General features: G+C 58.6%; 27 protein-coding genes. 11 read left to right on the top strand and 16 right to left on the bottom strand.

Going from position 1 to position 25,320, the window contains the following annotated elements:
• The first annotated feature begins 20 nt into the window (after positions 1-20).
• The 4 genes from J7413_RS00870 to J7413_RS00855 all read left to right on the top strand — a co-directional run bounded on the left by J7413_RS00870 (position 21) and on the right by J7413_RS00855 (position 3,039).
• The gene (locus tag J7413_RS00870) at positions 21-914 is read left to right on the top strand and encodes a PfkB family carbohydrate kinase (protein WP_209095536.1); all 894 of its coding nucleotides are present in this window, start codon (positions 21-23) and stop codon (positions 912-914) included.
• Positions 911-1,813: a pseudouridine-5'-phosphate glycosidase gene (locus tag J7413_RS00865; RefSeq protein ID WP_209095535.1), complete on the top strand. Its 903-nt coding sequence runs from the start codon at positions 911-913 to the stop codon at positions 1,811-1,813. The genes J7413_RS00870 and J7413_RS00865 overlap by 4 nt, the downstream gene beginning before the upstream one ends.
• A 142-nt stretch (positions 1,814-1,955) precedes the next feature.
• Entirely contained in the window at positions 1,956-2,654 is a 699-nt protein-coding gene (locus J7413_RS00860; RefSeq protein WP_209095533.1) for a DUF502 domain-containing protein, read from the top strand.
• Between the two features lie 34 nt (positions 2,655-2,688).
• Complete coding sequence (locus J7413_RS00855) at positions 2,689-3,039, top strand: hypothetical protein (RefSeq protein ID WP_209095531.1); 351 nt, start codon at positions 2,689-2,691, stop codon at positions 3,037-3,039.
• Between the two features lie 22 nt (positions 3,040-3,061).
• On the opposite strand, the gene J7413_RS00850 is transcribed toward J7413_RS00855, so the two are convergent.
• The 4 genes from J7413_RS00850 to J7413_RS00835 form a co-directional block, all read right to left on the bottom strand.
• Positions 3,062-3,496, bottom strand: a complete 435-nt coding sequence (locus J7413_RS00850; protein ID WP_209095530.1) for a hypothetical protein — start codon at positions 3,494-3,496, stop codon at positions 3,062-3,064.
• Positions 3,497-3,565: 69 nt separating this feature from the next.
• A complete protein-coding gene (locus J7413_RS00845; RefSeq protein ID WP_348538703.1) occupies positions 3,566-4,201 on the bottom strand; it encodes a pyridoxamine 5'-phosphate oxidase family protein in 636 nt (211 codons plus the stop codon).
• 56 nt (positions 4,202-4,257) lie between these two features.
• Positions 4,258-5,286, bottom strand: coding sequence for a patatin-like phospholipase family protein (locus J7413_RS00840; RefSeq protein ID WP_209095528.1), 1,029 nt, complete (start codon positions 5,284-5,286; stop codon positions 4,258-4,260).
• Between the two features lie 34 nt (positions 5,287-5,320).
• The gene (locus tag J7413_RS00835) at positions 5,321-6,094 is read right to left on the bottom strand and encodes a 3-hydroxybutyrate dehydrogenase (RefSeq protein WP_209095526.1); all 774 of its coding nucleotides are present in this window, start codon (positions 6,092-6,094) and stop codon (positions 5,321-5,323) included.
• A gap of 454 nt (positions 6,095-6,548) precedes the next feature.
• Here J7413_RS00835 and J7413_RS00830 point away from each other — a divergent pair, with 454 nt between their 5' ends.
• Positions 6,549-8,267 (top strand): extracellular solute-binding protein, encoded by a 1,719-nt coding sequence (locus J7413_RS00830; protein WP_209096706.1) that lies wholly within the window; start codon positions 6,549-6,551, stop codon positions 8,265-8,267.
• A gap of 160 nt (positions 8,268-8,427) precedes the next feature.
• Here the strand turns inward: J7413_RS00830 and J7413_RS00825 are convergent, their stop codons facing one another.
• Genes J7413_RS00825 through J7413_RS00815 form a run of 3 tightly spaced genes read right to left on the bottom strand, consistent with a single transcriptional unit; the run spans position 8,428 to position 11,799 of the window.
• Complete coding sequence (locus tag J7413_RS00825; protein WP_209095523.1) at positions 8,428-9,774, bottom strand: cytochrome P450; 1,347 nt, start codon at positions 9,772-9,774, stop codon at positions 8,428-8,430.
• On the bottom strand, positions 9,771-10,991 hold the full coding sequence (locus tag J7413_RS00820) for a hypothetical protein (RefSeq protein ID WP_209095521.1): 1,221 nt from the start codon (positions 10,989-10,991) through the stop codon (positions 9,771-9,773). Before J7413_RS00820 ends, J7413_RS00825 begins: the two co-directional genes overlap by 4 nt.
• A gap of 55 nt (positions 10,992-11,046) precedes the next feature.
• Positions 11,047-11,799 carry a cytochrome c biogenesis protein CcdA gene (locus tag J7413_RS00815; RefSeq protein WP_209095519.1) on the bottom strand — a complete coding sequence of 251 codons (753 nt, stop codon included), beginning with the start codon at positions 11,797-11,799 and terminating at the stop codon, positions 11,047-11,049.
• A 92-nt stretch (positions 11,800-11,891) separates the two neighbouring features.
• Here J7413_RS00815 and J7413_RS00810 point away from each other — a divergent pair, with 92 nt between their 5' ends.
• On the top strand, positions 11,892-12,131 hold the full coding sequence (locus J7413_RS00810) for a sulfurtransferase TusA family protein (RefSeq protein ID WP_209095517.1): 240 nt from the start codon (positions 11,892-11,894) through the stop codon (positions 12,129-12,131).
• Positions 12,132-12,138: 7 nt separating this feature from the next.
• On the opposite strand, the gene J7413_RS00805 is transcribed toward J7413_RS00810, so the two are convergent.
• The 9 genes from J7413_RS00805 to J7413_RS00765 all read right to left on the bottom strand — a co-directional run bounded on the left by J7413_RS00805 (position 12,139) and on the right by J7413_RS00765 (position 19,870).
• Positions 12,139-12,924 carry a heme ABC transporter ATP-binding protein gene (locus J7413_RS00805; RefSeq protein ID WP_209095515.1) on the bottom strand — a complete coding sequence of 262 codons (786 nt, stop codon included), beginning with the start codon at positions 12,922-12,924 and terminating at the stop codon, positions 12,139-12,141.
• Between the two features lie 3 nt (positions 12,925-12,927).
• A complete protein-coding gene (locus tag J7413_RS00800) occupies positions 12,928-14,004 on the bottom strand; it encodes an iron ABC transporter permease (protein ID WP_209095513.1) in 1,077 nt (358 codons plus the stop codon).
• The gene (locus J7413_RS00795; RefSeq protein ID WP_247743272.1) at positions 14,004-14,873 is read right to left on the bottom strand and encodes a hemin ABC transporter substrate-binding protein; all 870 of its coding nucleotides are present in this window, start codon (positions 14,871-14,873) and stop codon (positions 14,004-14,006) included. The genes J7413_RS00800 and J7413_RS00795 overlap by 1 nt, the downstream gene beginning before the upstream one ends.
• Entirely contained in the window at positions 14,870-15,922 is a 1,053-nt protein-coding gene (locus J7413_RS00790) for a ChuX/HutX family heme-like substrate-binding protein (protein WP_209095511.1), read from the bottom strand. The genes J7413_RS00795 and J7413_RS00790 overlap by 4 nt, the downstream gene beginning before the upstream one ends.
• Before the next feature lie 262 nt (positions 15,923-16,184).
• Positions 16,185-16,613 (bottom strand): hypothetical protein, encoded by a 429-nt coding sequence (locus tag J7413_RS00785; RefSeq protein WP_209095509.1) that lies wholly within the window; start codon positions 16,611-16,613, stop codon positions 16,185-16,187.
• Positions 16,614-17,600, bottom strand: coding sequence for a DUF808 domain-containing protein (locus J7413_RS00780; RefSeq protein ID WP_209095507.1), 987 nt, complete (start codon positions 17,598-17,600; stop codon positions 16,614-16,616). It abuts the gene before it with no gap.
• 268 nt (positions 17,601-17,868) lie between these two features.
• Positions 17,869-18,366, bottom strand: a complete 498-nt coding sequence (coaD, locus tag J7413_RS00775) for a pantetheine-phosphate adenylyltransferase (RefSeq protein ID WP_209095505.1) — start codon at positions 18,364-18,366, stop codon at positions 17,869-17,871.
• Positions 18,367-18,484: 118 nt separating this feature from the next.
• Complete coding sequence (locus J7413_RS00770) at positions 18,485-18,919, bottom strand: CBS domain-containing protein (protein ID WP_209095504.1); 435 nt, start codon at positions 18,917-18,919, stop codon at positions 18,485-18,487.
• A gap of 57 nt (positions 18,920-18,976) precedes the next feature.
• Positions 18,977-19,870: a LysR family transcriptional regulator gene (locus J7413_RS00765; protein WP_209095503.1), complete on the bottom strand. Its 894-nt coding sequence runs from the start codon at positions 19,868-19,870 to the stop codon at positions 18,977-18,979.
• Between the two features lie 102 nt (positions 19,871-19,972).
• Between J7413_RS00765 and J7413_RS00760 the strand changes: the two genes are divergently transcribed.
• The 5 genes from J7413_RS00760 (at position 19,973) to mmsB (ending at position 25,269) form a co-directional block, all read left to right on the top strand.
• Complete coding sequence (locus J7413_RS00760) at positions 19,973-21,472, top strand: CoA-acylating methylmalonate-semialdehyde dehydrogenase (protein WP_209095502.1); 1,500 nt, start codon at positions 19,973-19,975, stop codon at positions 21,470-21,472.
• A 77-nt stretch (positions 21,473-21,549) separates the two neighbouring features.
• Positions 21,550-21,969 (top strand): hypothetical protein, encoded by a 420-nt coding sequence (locus J7413_RS00755; protein ID WP_209095501.1) that lies wholly within the window; start codon positions 21,550-21,552, stop codon positions 21,967-21,969.
• 221 nt (positions 21,970-22,190) lie between these two features.
• Positions 22,191-23,330 carry an acyl-CoA dehydrogenase family protein gene (locus tag J7413_RS00750; RefSeq protein ID WP_209095500.1) on the top strand — a complete coding sequence of 380 codons (1,140 nt, stop codon included), beginning with the start codon at positions 22,191-22,193 and terminating at the stop codon, positions 23,328-23,330.
• Positions 23,331-23,350: 20 nt separating this feature from the next.
• Positions 23,351-24,400, top strand: coding sequence for an enoyl-CoA hydratase/isomerase family protein (locus J7413_RS00745; protein ID WP_209095499.1), 1,050 nt, complete (start codon positions 23,351-23,353; stop codon positions 24,398-24,400).
• Positions 24,397-25,269, top strand: coding sequence for a 3-hydroxyisobutyrate dehydrogenase (gene mmsB, locus J7413_RS00740; protein WP_209095498.1), 873 nt, complete (start codon positions 24,397-24,399; stop codon positions 25,267-25,269). Before J7413_RS00745 ends, mmsB begins: the two co-directional genes overlap by 4 nt.
• Positions 25,270-25,320: the final 51 nt, after the last annotated feature.

Genomic DNA, 25,320 nt, shown 5'->3' with positions numbered 1-25,320 from the left:
CCCATCTCCGTGAGGTTCTCATGACCGCCACGCCTGACATTCTCTGCATCGGCTCCGTCCTCTGGGACATCATCGGCCGCGCGCCCAGCCACATGCGTCAGGGCTCGGACGTACCGGGCCGCATCTCTCGCCTGCCCGGCGGCGTGGCCTGGAACATCGCCATGACTCTCGCGCGTTTTGGCCTGCGACCTGCCGCACTTTCGGCCATTGGTCGCGACGCAGAAGGCGACGAGCTGATGGCCGCCTGCCGTGAAATGGGCGCGATCATGGATCACGTCTATCGATCTGCCGATCTGCCCACCGACACCTATATGGCGGTAGAGGGCAAAAACGGCCTGATCGCCGCCATTGCCGATGCCCATTCGCTTGAGGCGGCAGGCGATAAAATCCTGACCCCGCTTGAGGATGGCACCCTCGGCTCTGAGGCGGCGCCCTATGGCGGGCTCATCGCCCTGGATGGCAATCTCACCCAGCGCCTGCTCGATCAAATCGCCCGCAGCCCGCTTTTTGCGGCCGCCGACCTGCGTGTCGCGCCTGCCTCTCCGGGCAAAGCCGAGCGCCTGATGCCGTTCCTGATGCACTCCCGCGCGGTGCTCTATGTGAACCTTGAGGAAGCCGGCTACCTTTGTCAGACCGAATTCACCTCGTCCGAATCCGCCGCCGAGGGCCTTCTGGCGCGCGGCGCCGCCCGCGCCCTCGTCACCGATGGCGGAAACTCTGCCTCTGACGGCACTGCCGCAGGCATCATCACCCAACAACCGCCTGCCGTTCTGGTGACCCGCGTGACCGGCGCAGGCGACACTTTCATGGCCGCGCACATCGTGGCCGAATCCCAAGGTGCCAGCCGTGACGAGGCGCTGTCGCGCGCCCTCACCGCTGCCGCCAAATACGTCTCTGGAGAACACGCCACATGACCCTGATCACTCTGTCCCCCGAAGTGTCTGAGGCCAAGAAAAACGGCACACCCATCGTGGCGCTGGAAAGCACCATCATCACCCACGGCATGCCTTATCCGCAAAACCTCGAGGTGGCGCGTCAGGTGGAAAACGACATCCGTGAAAAAGGCGCTGTCCCGGCCACCATGGCCGTGATCGACGGCACCCTGCACGCGGGCCTGACAGATGCGCAGCTCGAAGCACTGGCACAAGCCAAAGACGTGGCCAAGGTCAGCCGCGCCGATATGGCTGTGATCATGGCGCAGGGCCGCACCGGCGCCACCACTGTTGCCGCCACCATGATCGCCGCCCATCTGGCTGGCATCTCCGTCTTTGCCACCGGCGGCATCGGCGGTGTGCACAAAGGCGCAGAGGAGAGCTTTGACATCTCCGCCGACCTCACCGAGCTGGGCCACACCCCTGTGACTGTTGTCGCCGCAGGCGCCAAAGCGATCCTCGATGTGCCCAAAACACTCGAAGTGCTGGAAACCAACGGCGTGCCGGTGATCGCCTATGGTCAGGACAGCTTCCCGGCCTTCTGGTCCGCACAATCTGACCTCACCGCGCCGCTGCGCATGGATGACGCCGCCGCAATTGCCGCCGCCCACAAAATGCGTGGTGCCATGGGGCTGCCGGGCGGCCAGCTGGTCGCCAATCCAATCCCGGCGTCAGATGAAATCCCCGCCGAAGATCTGGCGCCTGTGATCGCGCAAGCCACCCGCGAAGCTGAGGAACAGGGCGTCACTGGCAAGGGCGTCACCCCCTTCCTGCTGCAGCGCATCTTTGAGTTGACCGAAGGCCGCTCGCTCGTGGCCAACATCGCGCTGGTGCGCAACAACGCCCGTTTGGCTGCTGACATCGCCGCCGCACTGGTTTGACCCCAAAAACTGCCTGCTCAGCGGGCAGTCACCGGGCCGCTGTATCACACAGCGGCCCCTCTCAAGCCGCCCTAGCGTAAACGTCATTGCAGCGCCTGCCACAAATGCCTAACTAGGTATCAGACTTTCGCAGGACCCACGCATGACGACCCCATTTGACGAAGACCCAAACAAACACCGTGTTGGTTTTTTGGGCGGCCTCCGCTCCAGCTTCTTCACTGGCATTGTCGTCATTCTGCCCATCGCGCTGACCATCTGGCTCGTCTGGACGTTGATCGGCTGGGTAGACGGCTTTGTCCTGCCTCTGGTGCCCAGCACCATTCAGCCGGAAAAATATATCGGCATCAATCTGCGCGGCGTCGGCCTGATCATCTTTCTGGTGTTCACCGTGCTTGTCGGCTGGATCGCCAAAGGTCTGATTGGCCGCTCCCTGCTGCGCTTTGCCGAAGATCTGGTCGACCGCATGCCAGTTGTGCGCTCGATCTATTCGGGCGTGAAACAGATCGCCGAAACCGTCTTTGCCCAAAGCGAGCGCAGCTTTGAAAAGGCCTGCCTGATCGAATACCCCCGTCGCGGCATCTGGGCGATTGGCTTTATTTCCACCACCGCCAAAGGCGAAGTCGCCGAGTCTGCGGCCACCACAAACGGTCTGGTCAGTGTGTTTGTCCCGACAACACCCAACCCAACCTCAGGGTTCCTGCTGTTCTTCCCCAAAGATGACATCATCGAACTTGAGATGTCGGTAGAGGATGCCGCCAAACTGGTGATCTCCGCCGGTCTGGTTTACCCAAACCCCAAAGATCCAAGCGTGCCTGAGGACAAACCGTCAAAAAAAAACTGAGCGAATAAACCGCACCCCGAAAGCACTCGCTGCAGTGCTCCTTCTTGCCGCGGCGTTGACCGGGCTCTATCTGTTTGAAATCAAGCCGACAATGGAACCGGTTGTGCGCGTTTCTCCGACCGCGCCTGTTTTCACCATTGGCGAACGCTCAAGCTACACCCCTGCTCTGGAAGCTGGCAAAACCGTCGTGAAATTTGGCCCCTTGGTCTTCGGGCTATATCCGGGTGGCTTGGCTTTCGCATCCCAGCAACACGCCCAAAACCATATGCGCGCCAATGGCTGGGACCTCAAAAAATGGGCGGTCTACGAGCTTTCAGGCGACTACGCACAAGACACCAAAGATGGCTTCCTGACCAACTCCCTTTTGGTGGTAAAAGCCCACTGAAGATCCGCAAAGGTTCCCCAGGCTAAAGCCCCTCAACCTGTTCAAAAAACGCGGTCCATGCCAGATCTTGCTGCGCATCTCCTGTGCTGTAGTCATCAGACAACAGACGCTCCGGTGTAAGCCAGGCCACCGTCAGCGCCTCGGCTGCCGCGCATAACGCTGCTTCCTGAGAGGCGTCAAGAGACATGCCAACAACTTCAGACACCTCAGAAACGGCCTGCATTTGCTTCAGATACATCTCGAGGTCTGCCTCTGCCGCCGCATCTGGAAACGCAGCCACAACCGCGCGGAACCGCGCGAGATCCTCTGATTTTGCACCGCCACACGCCCATTTCACAGCAATGGGCGTCAGAATGTACTCAAACCCAAAGAACGGATTGATTGGCACCTGCTGCGCTGATCCCACATGAGCGAAAGACACAACAAGCGCCGCAACGGGCAATACTGAAAACCGCATAGATTGCTCCCAATCCTATAAACGCAAAGACGCCAGTCCTTCGCCGAGTCCAACGTCAAAGACATTTACTCAATACAACGTCTCACGATAGCGCTGCTCGGCATAAGACTGCTCTGTTGACGGCACCTCCATCTCCGCATGATCCTTGATCATGGCATAAAGCGAGGGCACCGGGCGCTGGGTTGGCCAGGTCTCAGGCTTCCAGAGGCCAGAGCGCACCGGCGCTTTGCCACAATGCAAAAACACCTCCTCCGCCGTCACCCGCAGCACGGTTTTGGGAGACCGCCCCTTGATGGCAAAGCGCGCACAAAGCTCTGCATCATCGCTGATCTCCGCCACCCCGTTCACCCGCAGCGTTTCCGCCACGCCGGGGATCATAAACAGCACCGACACCTTCGGATGCGCCAGAATGTTGAGCAGCCCGTCAATCCGGTTGTTGCCCGGCCGATCCGGGATCAACAGCGTGGTGTCGCTTTCCACTTCCACAAACCCCGCCGGATCGCCTTTGGGCGAAGCATCCAGATTCTGACCGTCAGAGGTCACAAGCACCAGAAACGGCGCATGGGCGATAAAATTTCTGCAGTGCGCATCAAACTGCGCAATCACCTTCTGCGCCGCATGTGGCGACACATCCCCGTAGATCTCTCTCAGTTTCTCAGGTGTCATCATGCCGGTCTCTCCCTTCGCCCAGAGCGCAGCGTCCACCACTGCACCTCCTCGTTCTTGAAGCGTGTCTGCCGTCATGATGCAAGCTTTGCGTGTCAGCCGCTATACATCGCCGCCAGATCCACCGTGCCCCGCTTGTTCAGATCGCCCTTATGGGCGCTGAGGAAGGATTTCGCCGCCGCCTGCCCCGCTTCCTTCAACTGCAACAGCACCGAGCTCACCGGCCAGCTTTTGGTCATCACCGACAGGCTGTTCATCAAGGCATCATCGGCAATCATATGCACCTTCACATCGCGCTTTTCTTCCTGCTTCAGCGCGCCTTGCGCAATCAGCCGCTGTACGAACGCCACCGCCCGCAATTCGCTCATCAGCGAGGCGTTGAAGCTGATCTCATTGATCCGGTTGGCAATCTGCTGCGGCGTCACCGGCAGGGTTTCGCGCCTCAGCGGGTTGATGTTCACAATAACCACATCATCCGGAAACTGCCGGTCAAACAACGGCCACAGCGAGGGGTTGCCTGTGTAGCCCCCATCCCAATAGGCCTCCCTCCGCCCGGTCTTGGGGTCCTCCACATCCACCGCCTGAAACATCGTCGGCAAACAGGCCGAGGCCAAAAGCGCATCGGCGCTGATCTCAGATCCCGAAAACACCCGCGCCTTGCCAGAGCGCACATTGGTTGCACAGACAAACAGCGCCGGGCCTTCATCGGCACAGATCAGATCAAAACTCATCTCATCCACAATGTCGCGCAGCGGATGGGCATAAAACGGCCCCATCGCATAAGGCGAGGTCATCTGCTGCATCATGTCAGCCGCCATAAACGGCCAGCTGTATTCCATGCTGCGGCTCACCATGCCGGGCGGAACAGCGGCAAACCACATATCCAGCCCCGGCACCTGCGCCGCGCCCAGCTGGCTCCAGAACCAGTCAAGATTTGCGCGCGCGCCCTCCCGACCACCTTTCAGCATGCCAGCTTTCAACGCCGCGCCATTCATCGCCCCCGCCGAGGTGCCGGTGATCCCGGCAATCTCGATCTCTTCATCTTGCAACAAGGCGTCCAACACACCCCAGGTGAAGGCCCCATGCGCGCCTCCGCCCTGCAAGGCCAGATTGATACGCTTCATGAAACCCTCCTAAAAAATTGAAATAATTAAAAAATTACAAAGCAGTCCAACCGCCATCCACGCTGATTGTGGTGCCGGTGATCTGCGCGGCGGCGTCACTCGCCAGAAAGGCCACCGTGCCGCCCAGCTGCTCCACCGTGGCAAATTCCCGGCTCGGCTGACGCTCCAGCATCACCTTCTTGATCACCTCTTCGCGGCCCATGTTGTATTTCTCCATGGTGTCGGGGATCTGCGCCTCCACCAATGGGGTCAGCACGTAACCCGGGCAAATCGCATTACAGGTGATCGGCTCCTCTGCGGTCTCCAGCGCCACAGTCTTGGTCATGCCCACCACGCCATGTTTGGCCGCCACATACGCCGCCTTATAGGGGGATGCGGTCAAACCATGGGCGCTGGCGATATTAATCACCCGACCCCAGCCCCGTTTGCGCATGTGCGGCAACGCCGCCGCCGTGGTATGAAACGCCGAGTTCATATTGATCGCAATGATCGCGTCCCATTTTTCCGTTGGGAACTCATCAATCGGAGCGACATGCTGAATGCCCGCATTGTTGACCAACACGTCACAACCGCCAGCCTCCTCAATCAACGCCCGGCACTGATCGCCTTGTGACATATCTGCCGCAATATAGCGCGCAGACACGCCAAACTCGGCTGCGATATCCGCCGCCAACGCGTGATCTTCCTCCCGATCCGTGAATGAATTGAGCACCACATCCGCCCCGACTCGCGCCAGCTCCCGCGCAACACCCAAACCGATTCCCGAATTGGATCCGGTGATGATTGCGCTCTTGCCTTTCATAGTCATGCCTCAGCCCTTCCCTCTACGACTGTCAAAATCTTGGCCGCACCATACCATGCTGCACTCGCAAAATAAGGGAATTCCACCTTGCACCGTAGTCTTACGTAGGCGGCAGACCGCCCATTCCGGACCTTGTGATTTGCATGCTCAAACGGCGGGCAGTAAGCCAAAAAAAACGCCCGCGCGAAGCGGGCGTGAAGTTATTGAGGCAGGTTTCATACAGGCAAGAAACCTATCGAGCAGTGATCTTGTTATAAGCGTTCTCGCGCCGACCTCCAAGCTAAAAGTTTGATAAGCCTCAAATCCCTCGTTACTTTTTGAACAACCACAAGAAACCACCCATAGGATTGTTCAGGCGATGGCACCAATCAGTTTCCCCAAAGTCACTCACGCAGCCACTGTGCTTGCGCTCTCATTTATTGGGGTTTCCAGCCATGCGGAGCCCCGTCATGGCATCGCTATGTATGGCGACCCAGCCCTGCCACAGGATTTTGTGTCCCTACCCTATGCCAACCCAGAGGCCCCAAAGGGCGGGCGTGTGGTCACCGGCAATGGCGGCAGCTTTGATTCCCTCAACCCATTTGTGCGCAAAGGCACTGTGCCCTGGCAGCTACGCTTCTTTGCCTACGAATCTCTCATGGGGCGCAACTGGGACGAACCATTCGCCCTTTACGGGCTCCTGGCCGAATCGATTGAGACACCAGAAGATCGCTCATGGGTGGAATTTACCCTGCGCGAAGAGGCGCGATTCTCTGATGGATCCCCGGTCACTGTCGAAGATGTGATCTGGTCTTATGAAACCCTCGGCACCGTCGGGCACCCCCGCTATCTCGGGTTCTGGCAACAGGTTGACAGCATCAAAGCCACAGGCCCGCGTTCTGTGCGCATCACCTTCAACACTGATGATCGTGAGCTCGCCCTTATCGCCGGTCTGCGCCCCATTCTGAAGAAGGCGCAATTTGACGGGAAATCCTTCGAAGACACCACTTTGCAGGACATCCCTTTGGGCACGGCCCCCTATGTGGTCTCGGATTTTGAGGCAGGCCGCTTTGTCACGCTCAGCCGTGATGACAATTACTGGGGCGCAGACCTGCCTTTCCGCAATGGCACACACAACTTTGACGAAATCAAAATTGATTTCTTCGGCGACACCTCTGTGATGTTTGAAGCCTTCAAAGCGGGTGAAATTTCCTATGTGCGCGAGTTCAACGCCGAAAAATGGGCAGCGGCCTACGACTTCCCGCTGGCCCAGTCCGGCGATGTGGTGAAATCAGAAATCCCGCATGAAAAACCCTCCGGCATCACCGGTCTGGTGCTCAACACCCGCCGCGCGCCGCTCGATGACATCCGTGTGCGCGACGCGCTGATGCATGTGTTCAACTTTGAATTCATCAACGACACCATGACAGGCGGGCGTCAGCCGCGCATCACCTCCTTCTTCTCTGGCTCTCTGCTTGGGATGCAAGACGGCCCGGCCACAGGCCGCGTTGCAGAACTGTTGGCACCTTTCGCCGCAGATCTGCCCGCTGAGGCGCTGGAGGGCTACAGCCTGCCCGAATCAGATGGCTCTGTGCGCAACCGCAAAAACCTGCGCAAGGCCATGTCGCTGATGGAGGCCGCAGGCTACAGCGTGGTCGACGGCAAAATGCAAAACAGCGCTGGCGAAGACCTCACCTTGGAGATCCTGCTCACGCAAGGCGACACCGAGAACAAGGCCATCATCGACATCTACAAAAAGGCGCTGGAGGCGCTCGGCATTGATGTCGCCGTTACACTGGTGGATGGCGCACAATACAAGCAGCGCACCGGCGCTTTTGATTTTGACATCACCAACTACCGCCGCGCCCTCTCCCTCAGCCCTGGCAATGAACAGCGCCTCTATTGGGGCTCTGACGCAGCAGAGCAGAACGGCTCGCGCAACTTCATGGGCGTCCAGTCACCGGCCATTGACGCTATGATCACCGAAATGCTGACCGCCAATTCACAGGAAGATTTCATCGCCGCCACCCGCGCACTGGATCGCGTGCTCAGCACGGGCCGCTATGTGATCCCGATCTGGAACTATGCCGTGGGCCGCGTCGCGCATGACAAGAACCTACATTTCCCAGACACCCTCCCCATTTATGGCGACGGCGTCGAATGGCTGCCCAGCGTCTGGTGGTATGAAGAGAGCAAGTGATCACAGGCGCGCCTCCCCCTGCGCCCGCAGCGTGACTGACCAACGATATCGGGCCTGAGCGATCGGGCTAAGTACAAAACACACCCCGGTTTCTCATTCTTGAAATATCCCGGGGTGGACACCGCTTGCGGTGTCAGGGGCAGCGCCCCTCTCTCCCGCTTCACCTGCGCCGTTCGATCCGCAGGTTAATACCATCGCGCGACCGCACCGTCAGATGGGCAATCGGCACGGGTGGCGCCCCCACAGGCGTCAGTCGGAAATGCTTCAAGATCATCGAGAGCATCAGCACCCCTTCGACCATGGCAAAGCCCGCACCGGTACAAACCCGTGCCCCCGCCGAGAAAGGCACATAAGCCTCCCGCGCACATGTCTTGCCGTTCTCCGTCTGCCAGCGCGTTGGGTCAAACCCATCTGGATTGTCCCAAATCCGCTCCTGCCGGTGCAAGTGCCAGGGGGAGATAACAATCTGAGATCCTTCACGAATCTCCCGATCCCGAAACTGTTCCGGGCACGTGGATTCCCGCACCATCATCGGCACCGGTGGATAGAGCCGCAGCGCTTCACGGAACACGTCCCGACTGATTTTCAGGCGGCTGATCGCTGCAAAATCCGCCTCCAATCCCTGCGCTTCCTCTGCAATCTTCTCCTGCCACTCGGGATAAAGCGCACATAGATACAGCGCCCAGGCCAAAGCAGAGGCGCTGGTCTCATGCCCAGCCAGAAAGAAGATCGCCACCTGATCGACCATCTCATTGGTATCAAACGGGTTTCCTGTTTCAGGATCCACCGTTGTCATGATCTTGGTGGCCAGATCATTGGGCGCCGTCCCGGCGTCAATCGCCGCCATACGCGCCTCAGTCAGCCCCGTAATCAAAGCCCGAATGCTGGCAGCAGTGCGTTTGGTGTCTTTGCGAAAAAACCTCGGAAACCAACGCGGCAGAGGCAAAAACGCCCCCAGGTTCACAATCGGCGCACTGCGCTGATAGCTGCGAAATTCGCTGAAAACCTGCCCAGCCACTTTATGTTCGATCGGGATCGAAAACAGCGTGCGAAAAATAACATCCGCCGCCGCGTGGCTGGTTTCTTCTTCTATTTCAATATCTTGATCAACGCGCTTGTCGATCCGCGCCACCGCAGACTCCGCTGCCGCCCACATCGCAGGAAAGGTGTCACGCAGCCGCCCCCCTTCAAACGCCGGGTCAATAATCCGCCGCTGCCGCTTCCACGTCTCGCCATTGGTCAAAAACACAGATTGCCCCAGCAACGGCCGCAAGCCCTCGCTCACCCGCTCCGACTTTGGGAAATCATCCGGCCGCTCTTTCAGCACCGTCTGGATCAGAGACGGCTGATTGATCATATAGGAGCGGAAAAACGGCGTGCGAAATTCTGCCATCCACGCACGATACAGCCGCTGTGGCTGTGCCGAGAGCAAATCCTGCCGAAACAGCCGAACATACTGGCGCAGCGAGACTTTGTCCGGCCGCGGTGTGGGTTTGGGCGGGATCATTGCGCCCCCTGTGTGTATCGGTTCACCGGCGTCTCAATCCGCGATTTCGACGGCTGTCGCCCCTCATATCGCTCTGCCAAGCTCATCGGCCCAGCCGTGATTTGAAAATAGTCATAGTCTCCCGGCCGATCAAAGGCGCAAAGATATTGAAAATGCAGCCGAAAAAATCGCCAGCGCAGCTCTTTCCACCGCGCCTCACTCAACGTCTGCGTAAACGCCGCTGACACCACCAGCGGCCAGCGCTTGCCACGCTCTGGCGCCACGCCCGTCACCGACACAGGATCACACAGGGCAAAGGCACAGCCATCTCCGGGCGCGGTCACATCCACCCAAGTGATGTCCTCCCGCTGACACAGATATGTAAGATCCCTCCGCAACCGATTGGAATCACGCAGGAAAGACACCATAGGCACAACCTGTCCAAGCGACAGAAACGCCAACCTCGGCCCATCTTGGGGCAACAGACCATCGCGGATCAGATCGGACAACACCGATACCGCCAGATGCGCCCCGCTGGAATGGCCCACCACCAGAACTTCCTCACAATCACTTGTCAGCGCTTCTGCGATGCGGTCTTTAAACGTCTCAATCCGCGCCTCAAGCTCTGGCGCATTCGCGCCTTTCGTGGCCGCCGAATAGGCGTAGTCATGCATCAAGTAATAGGCAAAAACCTTCCCGTCGTGCTTTTGAAACCACTTGAGGATTGGCACCACCACCAGAAGACCCAACAGCTTGCTCCACCACGGCAATACAAGCGCGAGCAGCGCCCCAATGCCCCAGGCCACAGCCAAGGCAAACATCAGCTGCAAAATCAGGAAGATCACCGGATAAAGCGCGGCAATCACAGGGCCTTTGCGCAGTTTCATCAGACGCCACAGCGCCCCACTGCCGATGTAGACCCAGGCCGTGCGCACAAGCTGCACGTAAGTTGCCGCAATCCCCTGATCCATGCTGTCCTTGACAATATCGGACCAGATCAAAACCTCAAAATCTGCCTCACTTTCAATACCTTGAAAGCATCCATTCACATGCCAGCCAAACGGCCCAGCACCCGGTTTTTTCGGGGAAAGCGTCAGCGCATAGCCCGAAACATCCGCCTGCGCCGCGCCCTCTTTGCGATAAAGCTCGCGGTAGCGGCGCGGGTGGATCGGGTCATATCCGGGAATGTAAAACACACGGCGCTTGCGCACGCTCTGGTGTTGGGGGGTCTCACCCATGGGCTGCTCTCTCCTTTGAAGAGAGCATAGCCCCTCAGTTCGGCAAAATTAAGTCTTATCCGAGTGTTGCAAGTGCCGGGAAGGTTTCCAGCAGCCAGAAAGAGAAGGTGGAGAATGCTCCGGTCACCAGCATCACGCCGACAAACAACAGCAGCCCGCCCATCACTTTTTCAATTGTGCCCATATGCGGCTTGATTTTGTTCATCACGCCCATCGCACGATTGAGGAACACCGCCGCCAGCAGGAACGGAATGCCCAGCCCTGCGGCATATACCCCCAGCAGCACGGTCCCGCGCGTGATAGAGGCTTCGCTCGCCGCAATCGACAGAATCGCACCCAGCTGTGGCCCAATGCAGGGCGTCCAGCCAAAGGCAAAGGCCAGCCCCAGAACATAGGCCCCAAAAGCCGATCCGCCAGAATCTCCGGTCTCAATCCGGGCCTCCCGGTCTAGGAAGGGAATGCGGAAGACGTTCAGGAAGTGCAGGCCAAATACAATCACGATGCCGCCCGCGATCTTGCTGAAAAGCTCCTGATTCTGCAGGAAAAACGCGCCAAAGGCAGAGGCCGTGAACCCAAGGAACAGGAACACAGTGGACAGCCCCAGCACAAAGAACAGTGCGGTCAGGATCACTTTGCGCCGCGCTTCCTGCTGCGTCGTCATCTCCGACATACTCATGCCGCTCATATAGGCAAGATAGGGCGGCACAATCGGCAGCACACAGGGGCTCAGAAACGAGATGGTCCCCGCCATCAGCGCCACGAACATGGCAGGGAGCAGCCCTGCGTCGATGATATCAATTCCAAACATGTTGCCACACTTAGGTCATCTCTCGCCCAAGGTCACCCATGCTTCGGTAACAACCTTGTGGACACACCGAAACATCGCGCTTATGTGATTTTATGGATTTGGAAATCGACGCTCTCGGCCTCTTGTGCCCCCTGCCCGTCTTGCGCCTGCGCAAACGTATGGAACCTCTCAAAGATGGCGCCAAGGTGCAGCTCATCGCGGATGACCCTGCCGCCATCGTGGACGTGCCGCATTTCTGCAACGAAGCGGGCCATCAGTTTCTTGGCATGAGTGAATCAGACGGCACCCTGTTTTTCACCATTCAAAAAGGTGCCGCCGCATCAGAGGCATAGCCCGAAATCAGGCCGCCCCAGCCTGTGCCACATGCGGCAGCAAAAACGTGCCAGAGCGCGGCGTCGTGTTGACCTGCACCCGGCAGTGGTAAGCTTTGCTCAGCAAGTCATCAGTGAACACCGCCTCAGACGCGCCCTGCGCCAGAACGCGGCCATCACTGATCAATGCAACCTCATCAGCATACATCGCGGTGAGGTTCAGATCATGCATCACCGCCACCACGCCGCCCCCCGCATCCGCAAAATCACGGGCAATCTGCATCACCAGCAGCTGATGCCCAATATCGAGTGCAGACACCGGCTCATCCAGAAACAACCAGCGCGGCGCACCGTCCTGTGTGGGCTCCCACACCTGCGTGAGCACGCGCGCGAGCTGCACACGTTGCTGCTCGCCACCCGACAGCTCCTGATAATAGCGCGCGGCATAGCCCCCCAGCCCCACACGCGCGAGCGCGGCTGGCACCAGCTGGGTTTTCCCACCGGATGTGCCATTCATCAGCCCAAGGCGCACAACCTCGGCCACAGTGAAAGGAAAGGCCAGCGGCGTCGCCTGTGGCAGCACGCCACGCATCGCCGCAAGCTCCCAGGGTTTGGCACGCGCAATATCCACGTCATTGAGCCGCACCGTGCCCCCATGTGCCACTTCGCCAATCATCGCCTTGAGCAAGGTGGTCTTGCCAGATCCATTCGGCCCGACAATCGCGGTCAGCGCGCCGGGCTTGGCCGCAAAGGACACGTCATGCAGCACCTCACGGCGGCCAAACGACACAGTGATGTTTTCGGCTTTCAACATGGCTTACATATCCACGATGCCGCGACGCCGCAGCAAAATCCAAAGGAAGAACGGCCCACCGATGACGGCCATGATGATGCCAATCGGCAGTTCTGCAGGCGCAATGATCATCCGGCTGATGATATCCGCCACCAGCAGCAACGCCGCCCCCAGCAGCGCCGAATTGCGTAGCAGATAGGTGTGGTCCGGCCCCACCGCGAGGCGCAGCAGATGCGGCACCACAATGCCGACAAAACCAATACCACCGCTCACCGCCACCGCAGCGCCAACCGCCGCCGCCACTGCAAGGATTGCCACATTTTTGGTGCGCTGCACATCAATGCCCATATGGCTCGCCGCCGCCTCACCCAGCGCCAGCCCGTTTAACCCTCTAGCAATAAAGGGAATAGTGAGAATCGCCGCCGCAATCAACGGCACGGCCGTCCAGAATTTGGACCAGGTCGCCCCCGCAACCGAGCCCATGCCCCAGAAGGTCAGCGTACGCAGCTGCGCATCATCTGCGATGTAGATCAGAATGCCAGACACCGCCCCAGTCAGCGCACCAAGCCCAATTCCAGCCAGCAGCATGGTGGCCACCGATGTACGCCCCTTGCGCGTGGACACGCGATAAAGAATGAGTGTCGTGGCCCAGCTGCCCAGAAACGCCGCCACCGGCACCAGACAATATCCCAGCGCGTCGCTCAGCGCCAAAGGCAGCATCCCGCCCAGCACAATCGCAACAATCGCGCCAAACCCGGCACCGGCGCTCACGCCAATCAGCCCCGGATCCGCCAGCGGGTTGCGAAACAGCCCCTGCATCATCGCGCCTGAGACTGCCAGCGCCGCGCCCACAGCCGCGGCCATCAACGTACGTGGCAGACGAATGTCAAACAGAACCACACGGTCGCGCAGCGACAGCTCCGCCCCGCGTGCCACATCCCACAATGCCTGCCACAGCGACGTGCCAGAGGCACCAATTGCCAGCGAGGCCAGCATGGCAACCGCAAGCACCCCAAGCAACACATAGGTCAGCCGATGCGCGGTCTGACTGCGGTCCCCCTCCGTGGCATCAGCTGCGGATGAAACTCCTGCATAAGCCATCAGCTCTGGACATCCACCAACGCGTCTGCAAGCTCAGAGATCGCCTGCCCAGTGCGCACAGAGAAGCCCAGCAGCAACATGCCGTCCATCCGCACGATGGCATCGTTCAGCGCCGCAGGGGTCTGACCAATCGCCGGATGGGCACGCAGCTGGTCGTTAGAGGCCCCGTGATCATCGCGCCGATCCATCATCAGGATCACTTCCGCACCACTGGTGGCAATCGCCTCATCGGTCATCGGCTTAAAGCCCTCAAAGCCGGTCGCTGCGTTTTCGCCGCCAGCCAGCTCAATGATCGCGCCCGCGCTGGTGTTGGTGCCTGCCGCCATCACGCGCCCACCGGCGGTGGACAGAATGAACAACACTTTCGGCCGGTTTGCGGTATCCACCTTGGCCAGCGCCTCAGCAATCGCCGCATCGGTTTCTTGCGCCAGCGCCGCGCCTTTCTCAGGCACGCCAAGCACGTCAGCCACGGTCATGATCTTCTGGCTGACCGCCTCGCGTGTGAAGCCTTCGTTGACTTCAGCGACCGGGATCGCCGCCTCTCGCAGCAGCTCCATGGTTTCCAGCGGGCCCGCGCCCGCTTCGCTCAGGATCAAGTCTGGGTTGACCGACAGCACACCCTCCGCTGACAGACGGCGGATATAGCCGACATTCGGCAAATCGCGTGCCTCTGCCGGGTAGTTGGAGGTGGTGTCGCGCGCAACCAGCCGGTCGCCTTCTTCCAGCGCATAGACAATTTCTGTCACCGCACCGCCAACAGAGACAATCCGCTGCGCAGGCTCATCTGCCCGCAAAGTTGTGCTCAGCAGCAGGGCCAAAGCCCCCGCCATTGCGCCCTGCGTGATGGAGATCCCACTCAGTTTCATCATGCTGCAAGCTCCGCAAAATCCGCTTCAAGCTCTGCAATCAACGCCGCCCATGCCGCTGCCGCCTCTGGGTCTTTGGTCACCCCAAAGAATTGCGCAATCAACATGCCTTCTGCGTCAAACGCCTCAACCGAAATCGCCGGCCCACGCCGCGTGCTCTTGGTGACAGCATAGACCTCCGCAATGTGATCCTTGCGCAGGTGCAGATCGTGGCCAGGATCCAGAACATTGATCCAAGGGCCCATGTCGACAATCCGAGACACGGGACCGGTGTGGATTTCGATACAGCCCGCATTGCCGACAAAAATCATGATCGGCACGGTCTTCTCTGCCGCACGGTGCAGCAGCGTTTCCACCGATTTTGGTGCAATGCGACGGGCATAAGGCGCGCCCGCAATGCGATAGGCCCCAAGCCGGTTCATCTTCATCTTGCGGGTCATGATCAGAAACTGATGGGTGTCTGACATCTTGTCCCATTCCGTGCGCAGCTTGTCAGCTTTCTCAGGATCGCCTTTGGGGCCGTCCACTGGCTTGCGCGCCTCTGTGGTGATCTCGTCACCCTGATCTGCACTTTTCAACGCATCGACGATGCTGTCCCATTCTTCCAGGACAGAGGCATCGCGCAAATGCACTTTGTGCACAGCATCACCCGCCGCATCAAACACCTGAATAGACCGCTTTGTGCCCTTGTCGGTCACTTTCTCAACGGCAAAGGCATGCACCCAGTGGCTGCCAAACATCCGCAGGTCAATCTCTTCGTTCACCACCATAGAGGCATGTGGCCCCGGCGTGTAATTGGCGTATTGACCAACTTTTTCAATCACACAGGATGGGTTGCGGGTCAGCGCCATCACTTCTCCCAGCCGCTCAAACGAAGCAAACAACGCATCAATATCCGCCTGAAGGCGGGTCACACCCTGCCCAACATGCGCGGCAACCAGATGCGCTTCGGAAATGCCAAGCTTGTCTGCCAGATCGCGCTCGCGCAGTTTGTCATGCTCCTTGCGGGCGTCCCTGATGTCCTGCGGGGAAACAGCAGCTATGGTGGCCATTCGGCTCTCCTATTCGTCGTCGAAGTATCGGTATCGGAAGAACGTTCTGGCTAGCATTCACAGAGGAAGGCTTTGCTGACATTCGTGACTCCACTGAATCACATTGTCGACAAAATTAGTCACCTTTCAAAGGGAGTGCAAGTGGCTCTGCCATCTCACAAACGAGACCAAACAGCGCAATAAACCTGTTGTGAACTTAGCCCATCGAAAGCAAAGCCTTGCAAAAGCAAAGGACAGTCATCCATAGGATGAGAAAGGCACCCTAACCTCTCTCTTCAGCAATCCGCACAAGAATGTCACGCAGAAAATCTAGGCGAAGATCATACGTCCCATTCGGATCAACCAAACCTTCCGTCTCAGCGCCAATCGCGCTGAGGACATCACGCACCTCATGCCCATTAAAACGGCTGTACCGCGCGCTTTCACCGACAACAGCATTGTACAAACGTCCGGGCCAATGCCGCGACCGCTTGGTGGCGGCATCACCGATTGCCAGCCGCATACGCAAGATGACGTCTATTTCGGGCAGCGAACGCGCCTGCGATGTCATGCGCTCGCCAAACCGAAACCGCGTCGACTGAACACGCAGCAGCCGCGCGTTCAATTCGGGGTACACACCCTCTTCGAGCCTCATCCAGCGGTACCAAGGGCGCACTTCCCGAATAACGGGACGCGTGTCGTCCTCCGCCACTCAGTGCGATCCTTCTGCGCCCGCGCTCCCAAACAGGCGACCCCAAATCGGCCCAATGACTTTTGTGGCCACAGGGATCAACGCCGCGCCCAAAAGCACCCCAAAGACACCATCCATCGCAGCCTTTGCTGTCCACTCCGCAAAGCCTTCATAGGCGGCAGGCACCATATGCCCCACCGCATAGGCCCAGTCGTGAATGTGATGCCCCAGCCAGCCAAAACCCAGCTCCTCCAGACCATGCACAACGATCGAGCCACCAACCCACAGCATGGCGGCCGTTCCCACCAGAGTCAGCAGCTTCATGAAATAGGGCATGCCCCGCACAAGGCCGCGCCCCAGCGCGCGCGTCAACGACAGCCGCCCGCCCGCATACATCGCCAGCCCCACATCATCCATCTTCACAATCAGCGCCACAGAGCCATAGACCGCCACGGTGATGCCCACCCCGGCCAGCGCCAGCGTGGAGGCTTCCATCCAGAAATTGCTCTCCGGAATGCCCGACAGGATGATGGTCATGATTTCCGCAGACAGGATAAAATCCGTCTTGATGGCCCCGGCCGCTTTCTTTTCTTCCAGATGCGCCACATCCTCGGGGATCTCGTCTTCTGCCGCTGCGTGATGTGCCTCATGGGGCGCAAAAGCATGCACCACCTTCTCCGCACCCTCAAAGCACAGATAGGCCCCACCCAGCATCAACAACGGCGCAATCGCCCAAGGCGCAAAATTGGCCAGCAGCAAGGCCGCTGGCAACAAAATCAAAAGCTTGTTGCGGATTGAGCCTTTGGCAATCTTCCAAATGATCGGCAGTTCGCGTTTGGCTTCAAACCCGTGCACATATTTGGGGGTTACGGCCGCGTCATCAATCACCGCACCCGCGGCTTTGGCACTCGCCTTGGCCGCACCTGCCGCCACATCATCGATTGAGGCCGCCGCCACTTTGGCAATGCCCGCCACATCATCCAACAACGCAAGCAATCCACCAGCCATCTGCACCTCTCCTTTGCCCCCAACTCTGCTTTGGGGTGTTTGTTGATTGATGCCCGATCTGCAGCGAATTTCCTAGAGCCAACTCTTCAGCAGGCGCAACATCGGCCACGAACTCCAGATGTTGCCAAACATCCCGTTGCTGCGCGCGCTGCATTAGACGTTTTAAAGATCAGACAAAACCGCAAACGCACCGACGCAATACCGACGGGAAACAGACGCAATACAGACGCTGAGTTTTTAGGAGAAAATCCGTTAATGCGGCAACACGTCAGCTCTTGCCAAGCCGCTCCAGCAACGCCTCATTTACCGCAGGTGTCACAAACTTTGACACATCTCCATCCAGCCGCGCGATCTCTTTCACCAGCTTTGAGGCAATCGCCTGATGCTTCAGGTCAGCCATCAAAAACACCGTCTCAATGCTGCTGTCCAGAGCCCGATTCATGCCAACCATCTGATATTCATATTCAAAATCTGTCACCGCCCGCAATCCGCGCACAATGATCTGCGCGCCCGCTTCTTTGGCGCAATCGATCAGCAGATTTTCGAACGGATGCACAACAATCTCGGTGCCGGTCTCATCCGCCAACTGCGCGCATTCACCTTCGATCATCGCGACCCGCTCTTCGAGCGAAAACAACGGTCCCTTGTCGCGATTGATCGCAACGCCAATCACCAGCCGGTCCACCAATTGCGTGGCGCGACGAATAATATCAATATGCCCCAATGTGATAGGGTCAAACGTGCCTGGATATAGAGCGGTGCGCATGACAGTCTCCCGTAGTCTTGGGCGCACGCAACATTATTGCGCAGCAATTTGCAAGCAGAGTTTGAAGGATGGGTATTTCTGCGGTGCAGAGACGTCGCGGCACAACAAGAACAGGGCCTCAATGCCCCATGATCATCCCTTCCAGGGCCTCTTTCTCCATGGCCAACTCAGACAATCGGGCTTTCACCGTGTCGCCAAGGGAAATCAGCCCCACCAGCGCACCATCTTCCAGCACCGGCATGTGGCGAAACCGACCTGTTGTCATTTTTTCAAGCACAGTCACCGCGTCATCGTTGCGCCCACAGGTCACAAGCTCGGTGGTCATATAGTCATCAATTTTTGCAGACAAACACTCAATGCCGCGCCGCGCCAGCTCCCGCACAATGTCTCGCTCTGACAAAATCCCCAGCGGCACCGCCCCGTCTTCAGACACAATCACCGTGCCAATCCCTTTATCTGAAAGGATTTTCGCCGCCTCAGATATCAATGTCCCCGGCTTGACCGTCAACACACCTTCAGAGCCTTTTGACTTCAAAATCTGATGTACAAGCATACGAACCCTCCGAAAGCGCTTAAATAAGTCTCAGCGTTGCCGCTGCCTCCGCTCATGTCAAGTTTGCGCTTCCAAACGCGCCACCTCCTCGCGCATGCCATCACAGAGTGCTTCGGAAAAACGGTTCAGCCGTTCCAAGCGGCGATCATCTGCATGCCGGATCAAATAGAAGCTGCGCGTCAATGAGATCTGTTCCGGCAGCACTTTCACCACGCCGCGCGCTGAAGGAATGGCAAAATCATGCACCACGCCAATGCCGGATCCTGTGCGCACCCAATTGAACTGCACAGAGGCAGAGTTGGAAGCGAGCCGCACCCGCTCCACCCCGACTTCACTCAGATAGTCGAGCTCTTTGTCAAAAATCATATCCGGAATGTACCCCGTCACCAGATGCGCGCTCAGATCTGAGACCTCGGTGATCACAGGCTGGCTTTGCAGATAGGCTTCTGCTGCGCCCAAGTGCAATTTGTAATCTGTGATTTTTTGAACGGTCAGCCGACCGGCCGTTGGCGCACTGACCGCCACCACCAGATCCGCTTCACGCCGTGACAGGCTCACCACACGGGGCAGCGCCACAATCTGAATGTCGAGATCAGGGTTGTCCCTGGCAATGCGCGCGCACACCTGTGGCAACAAAAAGTTTGCCACCCCATCCGGTGCACCAATGCGAATTTGCCCTGACAATCCAGTGCTTTGCCCCACCATTTCTTCCGTGGCTTCCTGCAGGCTCTGCTCCACACGCAGTGCATGCCCCATCAGCCGCTGCCCGGCATCCGTCAGCGCATATCCCGTTGGCGACTTCACAAACAAAGGCGCCTCAAACACGGTTTCAAGCCGCGCAACCCGCCGCCCCACCGTGGCGGGATCGACCTTCAGACGGCGTCCCGCCGCAGACAGGCTTTCCTCCCGTGCCACCGCCAGAAAAACCCGCATGTCATCCCACTGCACCATCGCACACGCTCCTGCATTTTTGCAAAACAGTTTTGAACACTTGTCTCTTTTCCGCACATTTTTGCAAGCCTATTGTCACCCCAATCTTTTTTGGAGGAAGCAATGCAAGAGTTGTCTCACTACATCAACGGCGAGCACGTCAAAGGCACATCCGGCCGCTTTGCCGAAGCCCGCAACCCTGCCACTGGCGAAATCATCAGCAAGGTGCCACTGGCAACCCCAGCTGAACTGGACGCAGCTGTCGCAAAAGCGGCTGTCGCGCAAAAGGAATGGGCCAAGGTAAACCCGCAGCGTCGCGCACGCATCTTCATGAAGTTCGGTGCGCTGATCAACGAACACATGGACGAGCTGGCAGAAATCTTGTCCAAAGAACACGGCAAAACCCTGCCCGACGCCAAAGGCGACATCCAGCGTGGTCTGGAAGTTGTAGAAGTCTGCATGGGCGCACCAGCCATGAACAAAGGCGAGTTTGTTGGCGACGCAGGCCCCGGCATCGACCTCTATTCCATCCGTCAGCCTCTGGGCGTTGTTGCGGGCATCACCCCGTTCAACTTCCCTGCGATGATCCCTCTGTGGAAAATGTCACCTGCAGTGTCCTGCGGCAATGCCATCATCCTGAAGCCCTCTGAGCGCACCCCAAACACCGCGATGCGTCTGGTCGAGCTGTTCAAAGAAGCAGGCCTGCCCGATGGTGTTGTGCAGGTTGTGCACGGCGACAAAGAATGCGTTGACGCGATCCTCGACAACGAAACCATTCAGGCCGTTGGCTTTGTGGGTTCCACCCCGATCGCGCAATACATCTACGGTCGTGCCGCCGCAAACGGCAAGCGCGCGCAGTGTTTCGGCGGCGCGAAAAACCACATGATCATCATGCCCGACGCGGACATGGACAAAGCCGCAGACGCGCTGGTTGGCGCAGGCTTTGGCGCAGCTGGCGAACGCTGCATGGCGATCTCTGTTGCGGTTCCAGTTGGCAAAGGCACTGCTGACGCGCTGGTCGAGCGTCTGGTTCCAAAAATCGAGAGCCTGAAAGTGGCCCCATACACCGGTGGCGACGATGTGGACTACGGCCCGGTGATCACCGCTCAGGCCAAAGACCGCATCGAAGGTCTGATCACCTCGGGTGTTGATCAGGGTGCGACACTGCTGACAGACGGCCGTGGCCTGAACATTCAGGGCTACGAGGACGGCTACTTTGTTGGCCCGACCCTGTTTGACAACGTGACCCCAGACATGGACATCTACAAAGAAGAGATCTTTGGCCCAGTTCTGTCCATGGTGCGTCAGGACAACTACGAAGACGCGCTGCAGCTGGTCATGGACAATGAATACGGCAACGGCACGGCGATCTACACCGGTGACGGTGACGTGGCCCGCGACTTTGTGAACCGTGTAAACGTTGGCATGGTTGGCGTGAACTTCCCGATCCCGGTTCCGCTGTCTTACTTCTCCTTCGGCGGCTGGAAAAAATCCGGCTTCGGCGATCTGGACCAATACGGCCCCGACGCGTTCAAGTTCTACACCCAGACCAAAAAGGTCACCTCCCGCTGGTTCTCCGGCATCAAAGACGGTGCGGCGCTGAACTTCAAAGCGATGGATTGATCCCCAATCCAACTTGTGCTCATGTACCGAAAGGGGCGGCATTGCTGCCCCTTTTTTTGGGGTAACATGAGGAAAATATGTCGGTCTCTTTCAGAATTCTGTCCTCAATTGGCGTGGTTTATGTGCGATATCAGGGACATGCGATCATGTCAGACACGCTGACCGCTTTTGCTGAATATGCAAGCCACCCAGAGTTTCGCCCCGGACAGAAACAATTGGTCGATCTCACAGAGCTGACCGGCTGGGATGAAGACTACGTACAACTGATGCAGGCACAGGCGCAAAAGGCCGAAGCCTTCACCGGCCAGAATGCGCAGACCCTCATCGTTTATCTCGCCCCAACGTTGGTTGGCCAGAAACTCGCGCGCATCGCACTGCGCAGTTGGGAGCCTTTCCCCGCTGTTGTCCCGATGGTTCAAGAAAGTGAACAACCCGCTCTGTCTATATTGGGCATCCCGCATGACTCCATCAGCCAGCTTCTCAGCCGGACGGCCTGACACATCAGTTCAGACATTTTTGCAAAACCACTCTGCATAATCGCGGTGTGATCCGGGCGATCTTGCCGCTTTCTTCCTTTGCAATGGCGCGGCAACGGTGTTAATTTAACACCTGTTCAATTCGCGGAAGGGAGGCCGCGAAGCGCGCGCCCTTTCATCGCGCCTTCAGCCTGCTTTGCCGTCACATTACGCCGCCCGATATTGCGCGCAGAGGAAGAGACATGGATTTTGCACTGACCGAAGAACAAACCCTGATCTTTGACATGGCCCAAGGTTTTGGCGAAGAGCACATCGCCCCCTTCGCCCAAGACTGGGAAGCCGCAGGCACCATCCCCAAAACCCTCTGGCCACAAATCGCAGAGCTGGGTCTGGGTGGCATCTATGTGTCTGAGGCCTACGGCGGCTCCGGCCTCTCGCGCCTTGACGCAACGCTGGTGTTTGAAGCCCTCGCCATGTCCTGCCCCTCTGTCGGCTCCTTCCTGTCGATCCACAACATGTGTGGCGGCATGATCGACAAATTCGGCTCTGAGGAGACCAAACAGAAATGGCTGCCCGACCTCTGCGCCATGAACAAAGTCTTCTCCTATTGCCTGACGGAGCCCGGCTCAGGTTCTGACGCCTCCGCCCTGAAAACCCGCGCGGAGCGCAGCAACGAGGGCTATATCCTCAACGGAACCAAAGCCTTCATCTCCGGCGGCTCTTATTCTGATGCCTATGTCTGCATGGTGCGCACCGGCGAGGACGGCCCCAAAGGCATCTCCACCGTGGTCGTTGAGGACGGCACCGACGGCCTGTCTTTTGGCGCATTGGAAAAGAAAATGGGCTGGCTTGCCCAGCCGACATCTCAAGTTCAGTTTGACGACTGCAAAGTGCCCGCGGACAACCTGATCGGCGAAGAAGGCAAAGGCTTCAGCTACGCCATGAACGGTCTGGATGGCGGGCGCCTCAATATTTCCGCCTCCGCCCTTGGCGGCGCGCAGAAGGCGCTCGATATGACCGTGCAATACATGTCAGAGCGCAAAGCCTTCGGCAAATCCATCAACCAGTTTCAGGCGCTGCAGTTCCGCCTCGCCGAATACGAAACCAAGCTGCAAGCCGCCCGCACCTTCCTGCGTCAGGCCGCATGGAAACTCGACAACGGCGACCACGACGCCACCAAATTCTGCGCCATGGCCAAACTCATGGTGACCGATGTGTCCTTTGACGTGGCCAACGGCTGTTTGCAACTGCACGGCGGCTACGGCTATCTCGCAGACTACGGCATCGAAAAAATCGTCCGCGACCTGCGCGTGCATCAGATTTTGGAAGGCACAAACGAAATCATGCGCCTGATCATCTCCCGCCAGATGATTGCGGCGTAACTCAAGGACGGAGCACAGAGGTGTCTGACATCCACATCCGCATCGCGGGCCACACAGGTCGCATCACCTTCACCCGCACCAAAGCGCTCAACGCTCTGTCTTATGACATGTGCATCGCCATAGAAAACGCGCTCGACGCTTGGCGCGAAAATGACGCCATCAAGATGATCGTGATTGATGCAGAGGGCGACAAAGCCTTCTGCGCAGGCGGTGACATTGCAGAGCTCTACAAAACCGGGATGAACGGGGACTACGCATATGGGCGTAAGTTCTGGGCCGATGAATACCGCATGAATGCCAAACTGTTTGAGTTTCCCAAACCCGTGGCCAGCTTCATGCAGGGGTTCACCATGGGCGGCGGCGTGGGCGTCGGCTGTCACGGCTCCCACCGTGTTGTGGGTGACAGCAGCCAGATCGCCATGCCCGAGGTTGGAATCGGTCTTGTGCCGGACGTGGGCGGCTCTCTGATCTTAGCTCAGGCGCCGGGTCGACTGGGCGAATACCTCGGCCTCACCGCCGCAAGGCTCGCCGCGGCAGATGCGCTCCACGCCGGTTTTGCGGACTACTACATCCCCGAAGAAAAATGGCCCGCCCTTATTGTGCAGTTAGAGGAAACCGGCGACTGGTCCCTGATCGACGCCGCCGCGCAAGACCTCGCTCCCGGCGCGATCGCCCAGCAAACCGCTCAGATCAGCACCCATTTTGGCGGTGAGCGCCTGAGCGACATTCTCACCTCTCTGCAAAACGATGACAGCGCCTTTTCCCAAGACACGCTTAAGAAACTCACACGCAACTCCCCCATCGCCATGGGGGCCGCGCTTGAGCTCATTCACCGTGTGCGCGGCACGCCAGAGATCCGCTTTGCACTCGATCAGGAATACCGCTTCACCTTCCGCGCCATGGAGCACGGCGATTTTCTGGAAGGCATTCGCGCGCAAATCATCGACAAAGACCGCAATCCGCACTGGAAACATACATTGGACGCCCTGCCGCCCATGGCCGTCACCAATATGGTGCTGCCACTCGGCGCAGACAGGCTGACATTTGAAAAAGAGGAACCAACGCCATGAAAATCGGATTTATTGGACTGGGCAACATGGGCGGACCAATGGCCGCCAATCTGGCCAAAGCCGGCCATCAGGTCACAGGCTTTGATATGGCGGATGTTGCGATTGAGGGCGTCACCATGGCCGACAGCGCAGCGGCAGTCGCCACGGGCGCGGATGTGGTCATCACCATGCTGCCCAACGGCGCCATCCTGCGCAGCGTCGCAGCAGAGATCATTCCGGTGATGTCCCCTGGCTCGGGCTTTGTGGATTGCTCCACCGTGGATGTGGACAGCGCCCGCGCGGTGGCCGAACACGCCGCCACCGCTGGCTTGCTGCCCGTAGATGCGCCAGTGTCTGGCGGTGTCGGCGGTGCCGCTGGCGGCACGCTCACCTTCATGGCTGGTGGCTCCAAGGAGGCCTTTGCCAAAGCCAATCCGCTGTTTGACATCATGGGCCAAAAGGCTGTGCATTGCGGCGAGGCTGGCGCCGGTCAGGCCGCCAAGATCTGCAACAACATGATCCTTGGCGTGACCATGATCGCCACCTGCGAAGCCTTCGCGCTGGCCGACAAGCTCGGGCTTGATCGCCAATCCATGTTTGACGTGGTATCCACCTCCTCCGGCTATAGCTGGACGATGAATGCCTACTGCCCAGCCCCCGGCGTCGGACCACAGTCGCCCGCCGACAATAACTACCAGCCCGGCTTTGCCTCAGAGCTCATGCTCAAAGATCTGCGCCTGTCACAACAGGCCGCCGAAAGCGCCGATGCAGACACCCCCATGGGTCAGGCCGCCGTCGCACTGTATGAGCAATTTGTGGAAAACGAAGGCGGCCTTGGCACCGATTTCTCCGCCATGTTGCCCCGCTTTGAGAAACGGAGCCGTGGTTAATAGAACCCACGTGTCCAGAAACAATAGAGTTAACAGCCGCGCCTCTTTGGC

Source organism: Shimia sp. R10_1 (genome assembly GCF_017744095.1).
Classification (GTDB): Bacteria; Pseudomonadota; Alphaproteobacteria; order Rhodobacterales; family Rhodobacteraceae; genus Shimia.
This window is presented reverse-complemented; position numbering and strand designations above follow the sequence as displayed.

Excerpts from the sequence above, each read along its gene's own strand:
- J7413_RS00790 (WP_209095511.1), bottom strand. The coding sequence starts at position 15,922 with ATGGCCACCATAGCTGCTGTTTCCCCGCAGGACATCAGGGACGCCCGC.
- coaD (WP_209095505.1), bottom strand. The coding sequence starts at position 18,366 with ATGCGCACCGCTCTATATCCAGGCACGTTTGACCCTATCACATTGGGG.
- J7413_RS00805 (WP_209095515.1), bottom strand. The coding sequence starts at position 12,924 with ATGTTGAAAGCCGAAAACATCACTGTGTCGTTTGGCCGCCGTGAGGTG.
- J7413_RS00815 (WP_209095519.1), bottom strand. The coding sequence starts at position 11,799 with ATGTTTGGAATTGATATCATCGACGCAGGGCTGCTCCCTGCCATGTTC.
- J7413_RS00770 (WP_209095504.1), bottom strand. The coding sequence starts at position 18,919 with ATGCTTGTACATCAGATTTTGAAGTCAAAAGGCTCTGAAGGTGTGTTG.
- J7413_RS00780 (WP_209095507.1), bottom strand. The coding sequence starts at position 17,600 with ATGGCTGGTGGATTGCTTGCGTTGTTGGATGATGTGGCGGGCATTGCC.
- J7413_RS00810 (WP_209095517.1), top strand. The coding sequence starts at position 11,892 with ATGGATTTGGAAATCGACGCTCTCGGCCTCTTGTGCCCCCTGCCCGTC.
- J7413_RS00865 (WP_209095535.1), top strand. The coding sequence starts at position 911 with ATGACCCTGATCACTCTGTCCCCCGAAGTGTCTGAGGCCAAGAAAAAC.
- J7413_RS00870 (WP_209095536.1), top strand. The coding sequence starts at position 21 with ATGACCGCCACGCCTGACATTCTCTGCATCGGCTCCGTCCTCTGGGAC.
- J7413_RS00755 (WP_209095501.1), top strand. The coding sequence starts at position 21,550 with ATGTCGGTCTCTTTCAGAATTCTGTCCTCAATTGGCGTGGTTTATGTG.
- J7413_RS00825 (WP_209095523.1), bottom strand. The coding sequence starts at position 9,774 with ATGATCCCGCCCAAACCCACACCGCGGCCGGACAAAGTCTCGCTGCGC.
- J7413_RS00765 (WP_209095503.1), bottom strand. The coding sequence starts at position 19,870 with ATGGTGCAGTGGGATGACATGCGGGTTTTTCTGGCGGTGGCACGGGAG.
- mmsB (WP_209095498.1), top strand. The coding sequence starts at position 24,397 with ATGAAAATCGGATTTATTGGACTGGGCAACATGGGCGGACCAATGGCC.
- J7413_RS00830 (WP_209096706.1), top strand. The coding sequence starts at position 6,549 with ATGTATGGCGACCCAGCCCTGCCACAGGATTTTGTGTCCCTACCCTAT.
- J7413_RS00820 (WP_209095521.1), bottom strand. The coding sequence starts at position 10,991 with ATGGGTGAGACCCCCCAACACCAGAGCGTGCGCAAGCGCCGTGTGTTT.
- J7413_RS00860 (WP_209095533.1), top strand. The coding sequence starts at position 1,956 with ATGACGACCCCATTTGACGAAGACCCAAACAAACACCGTGTTGGTTTT.
- J7413_RS00750 (WP_209095500.1), top strand. The coding sequence starts at position 22,191 with ATGGATTTTGCACTGACCGAAGAACAAACCCTGATCTTTGACATGGCC.
- J7413_RS00760 (WP_209095502.1), top strand. The coding sequence starts at position 19,973 with ATGCAAGAGTTGTCTCACTACATCAACGGCGAGCACGTCAAAGGCACA.
- J7413_RS00850 (WP_209095530.1), bottom strand. The coding sequence starts at position 3,496 with ATGCGGTTTTCAGTATTGCCCGTTGCGGCGCTTGTTGTGTCTTTCGCT.
- J7413_RS00800 (WP_209095513.1), bottom strand. The coding sequence starts at position 14,004 with ATGGCTTATGCAGGAGTTTCATCCGCAGCTGATGCCACGGAGGGGGAC.
- J7413_RS00840 (WP_209095528.1), bottom strand. The coding sequence starts at position 5,286 with ATGAAGCGTATCAATCTGGCCTTGCAGGGCGGAGGCGCGCATGGGGCC.
- J7413_RS00795 (WP_247743272.1), bottom strand. The coding sequence starts at position 14,873 with ATGATGAAACTGAGTGGGATCTCCATCACGCAGGGCGCAATGGCGGGG.
- J7413_RS00835 (WP_209095526.1), bottom strand. The coding sequence starts at position 6,094 with ATGACTATGAAAGGCAAGAGCGCAATCATCACCGGATCCAATTCGGGA.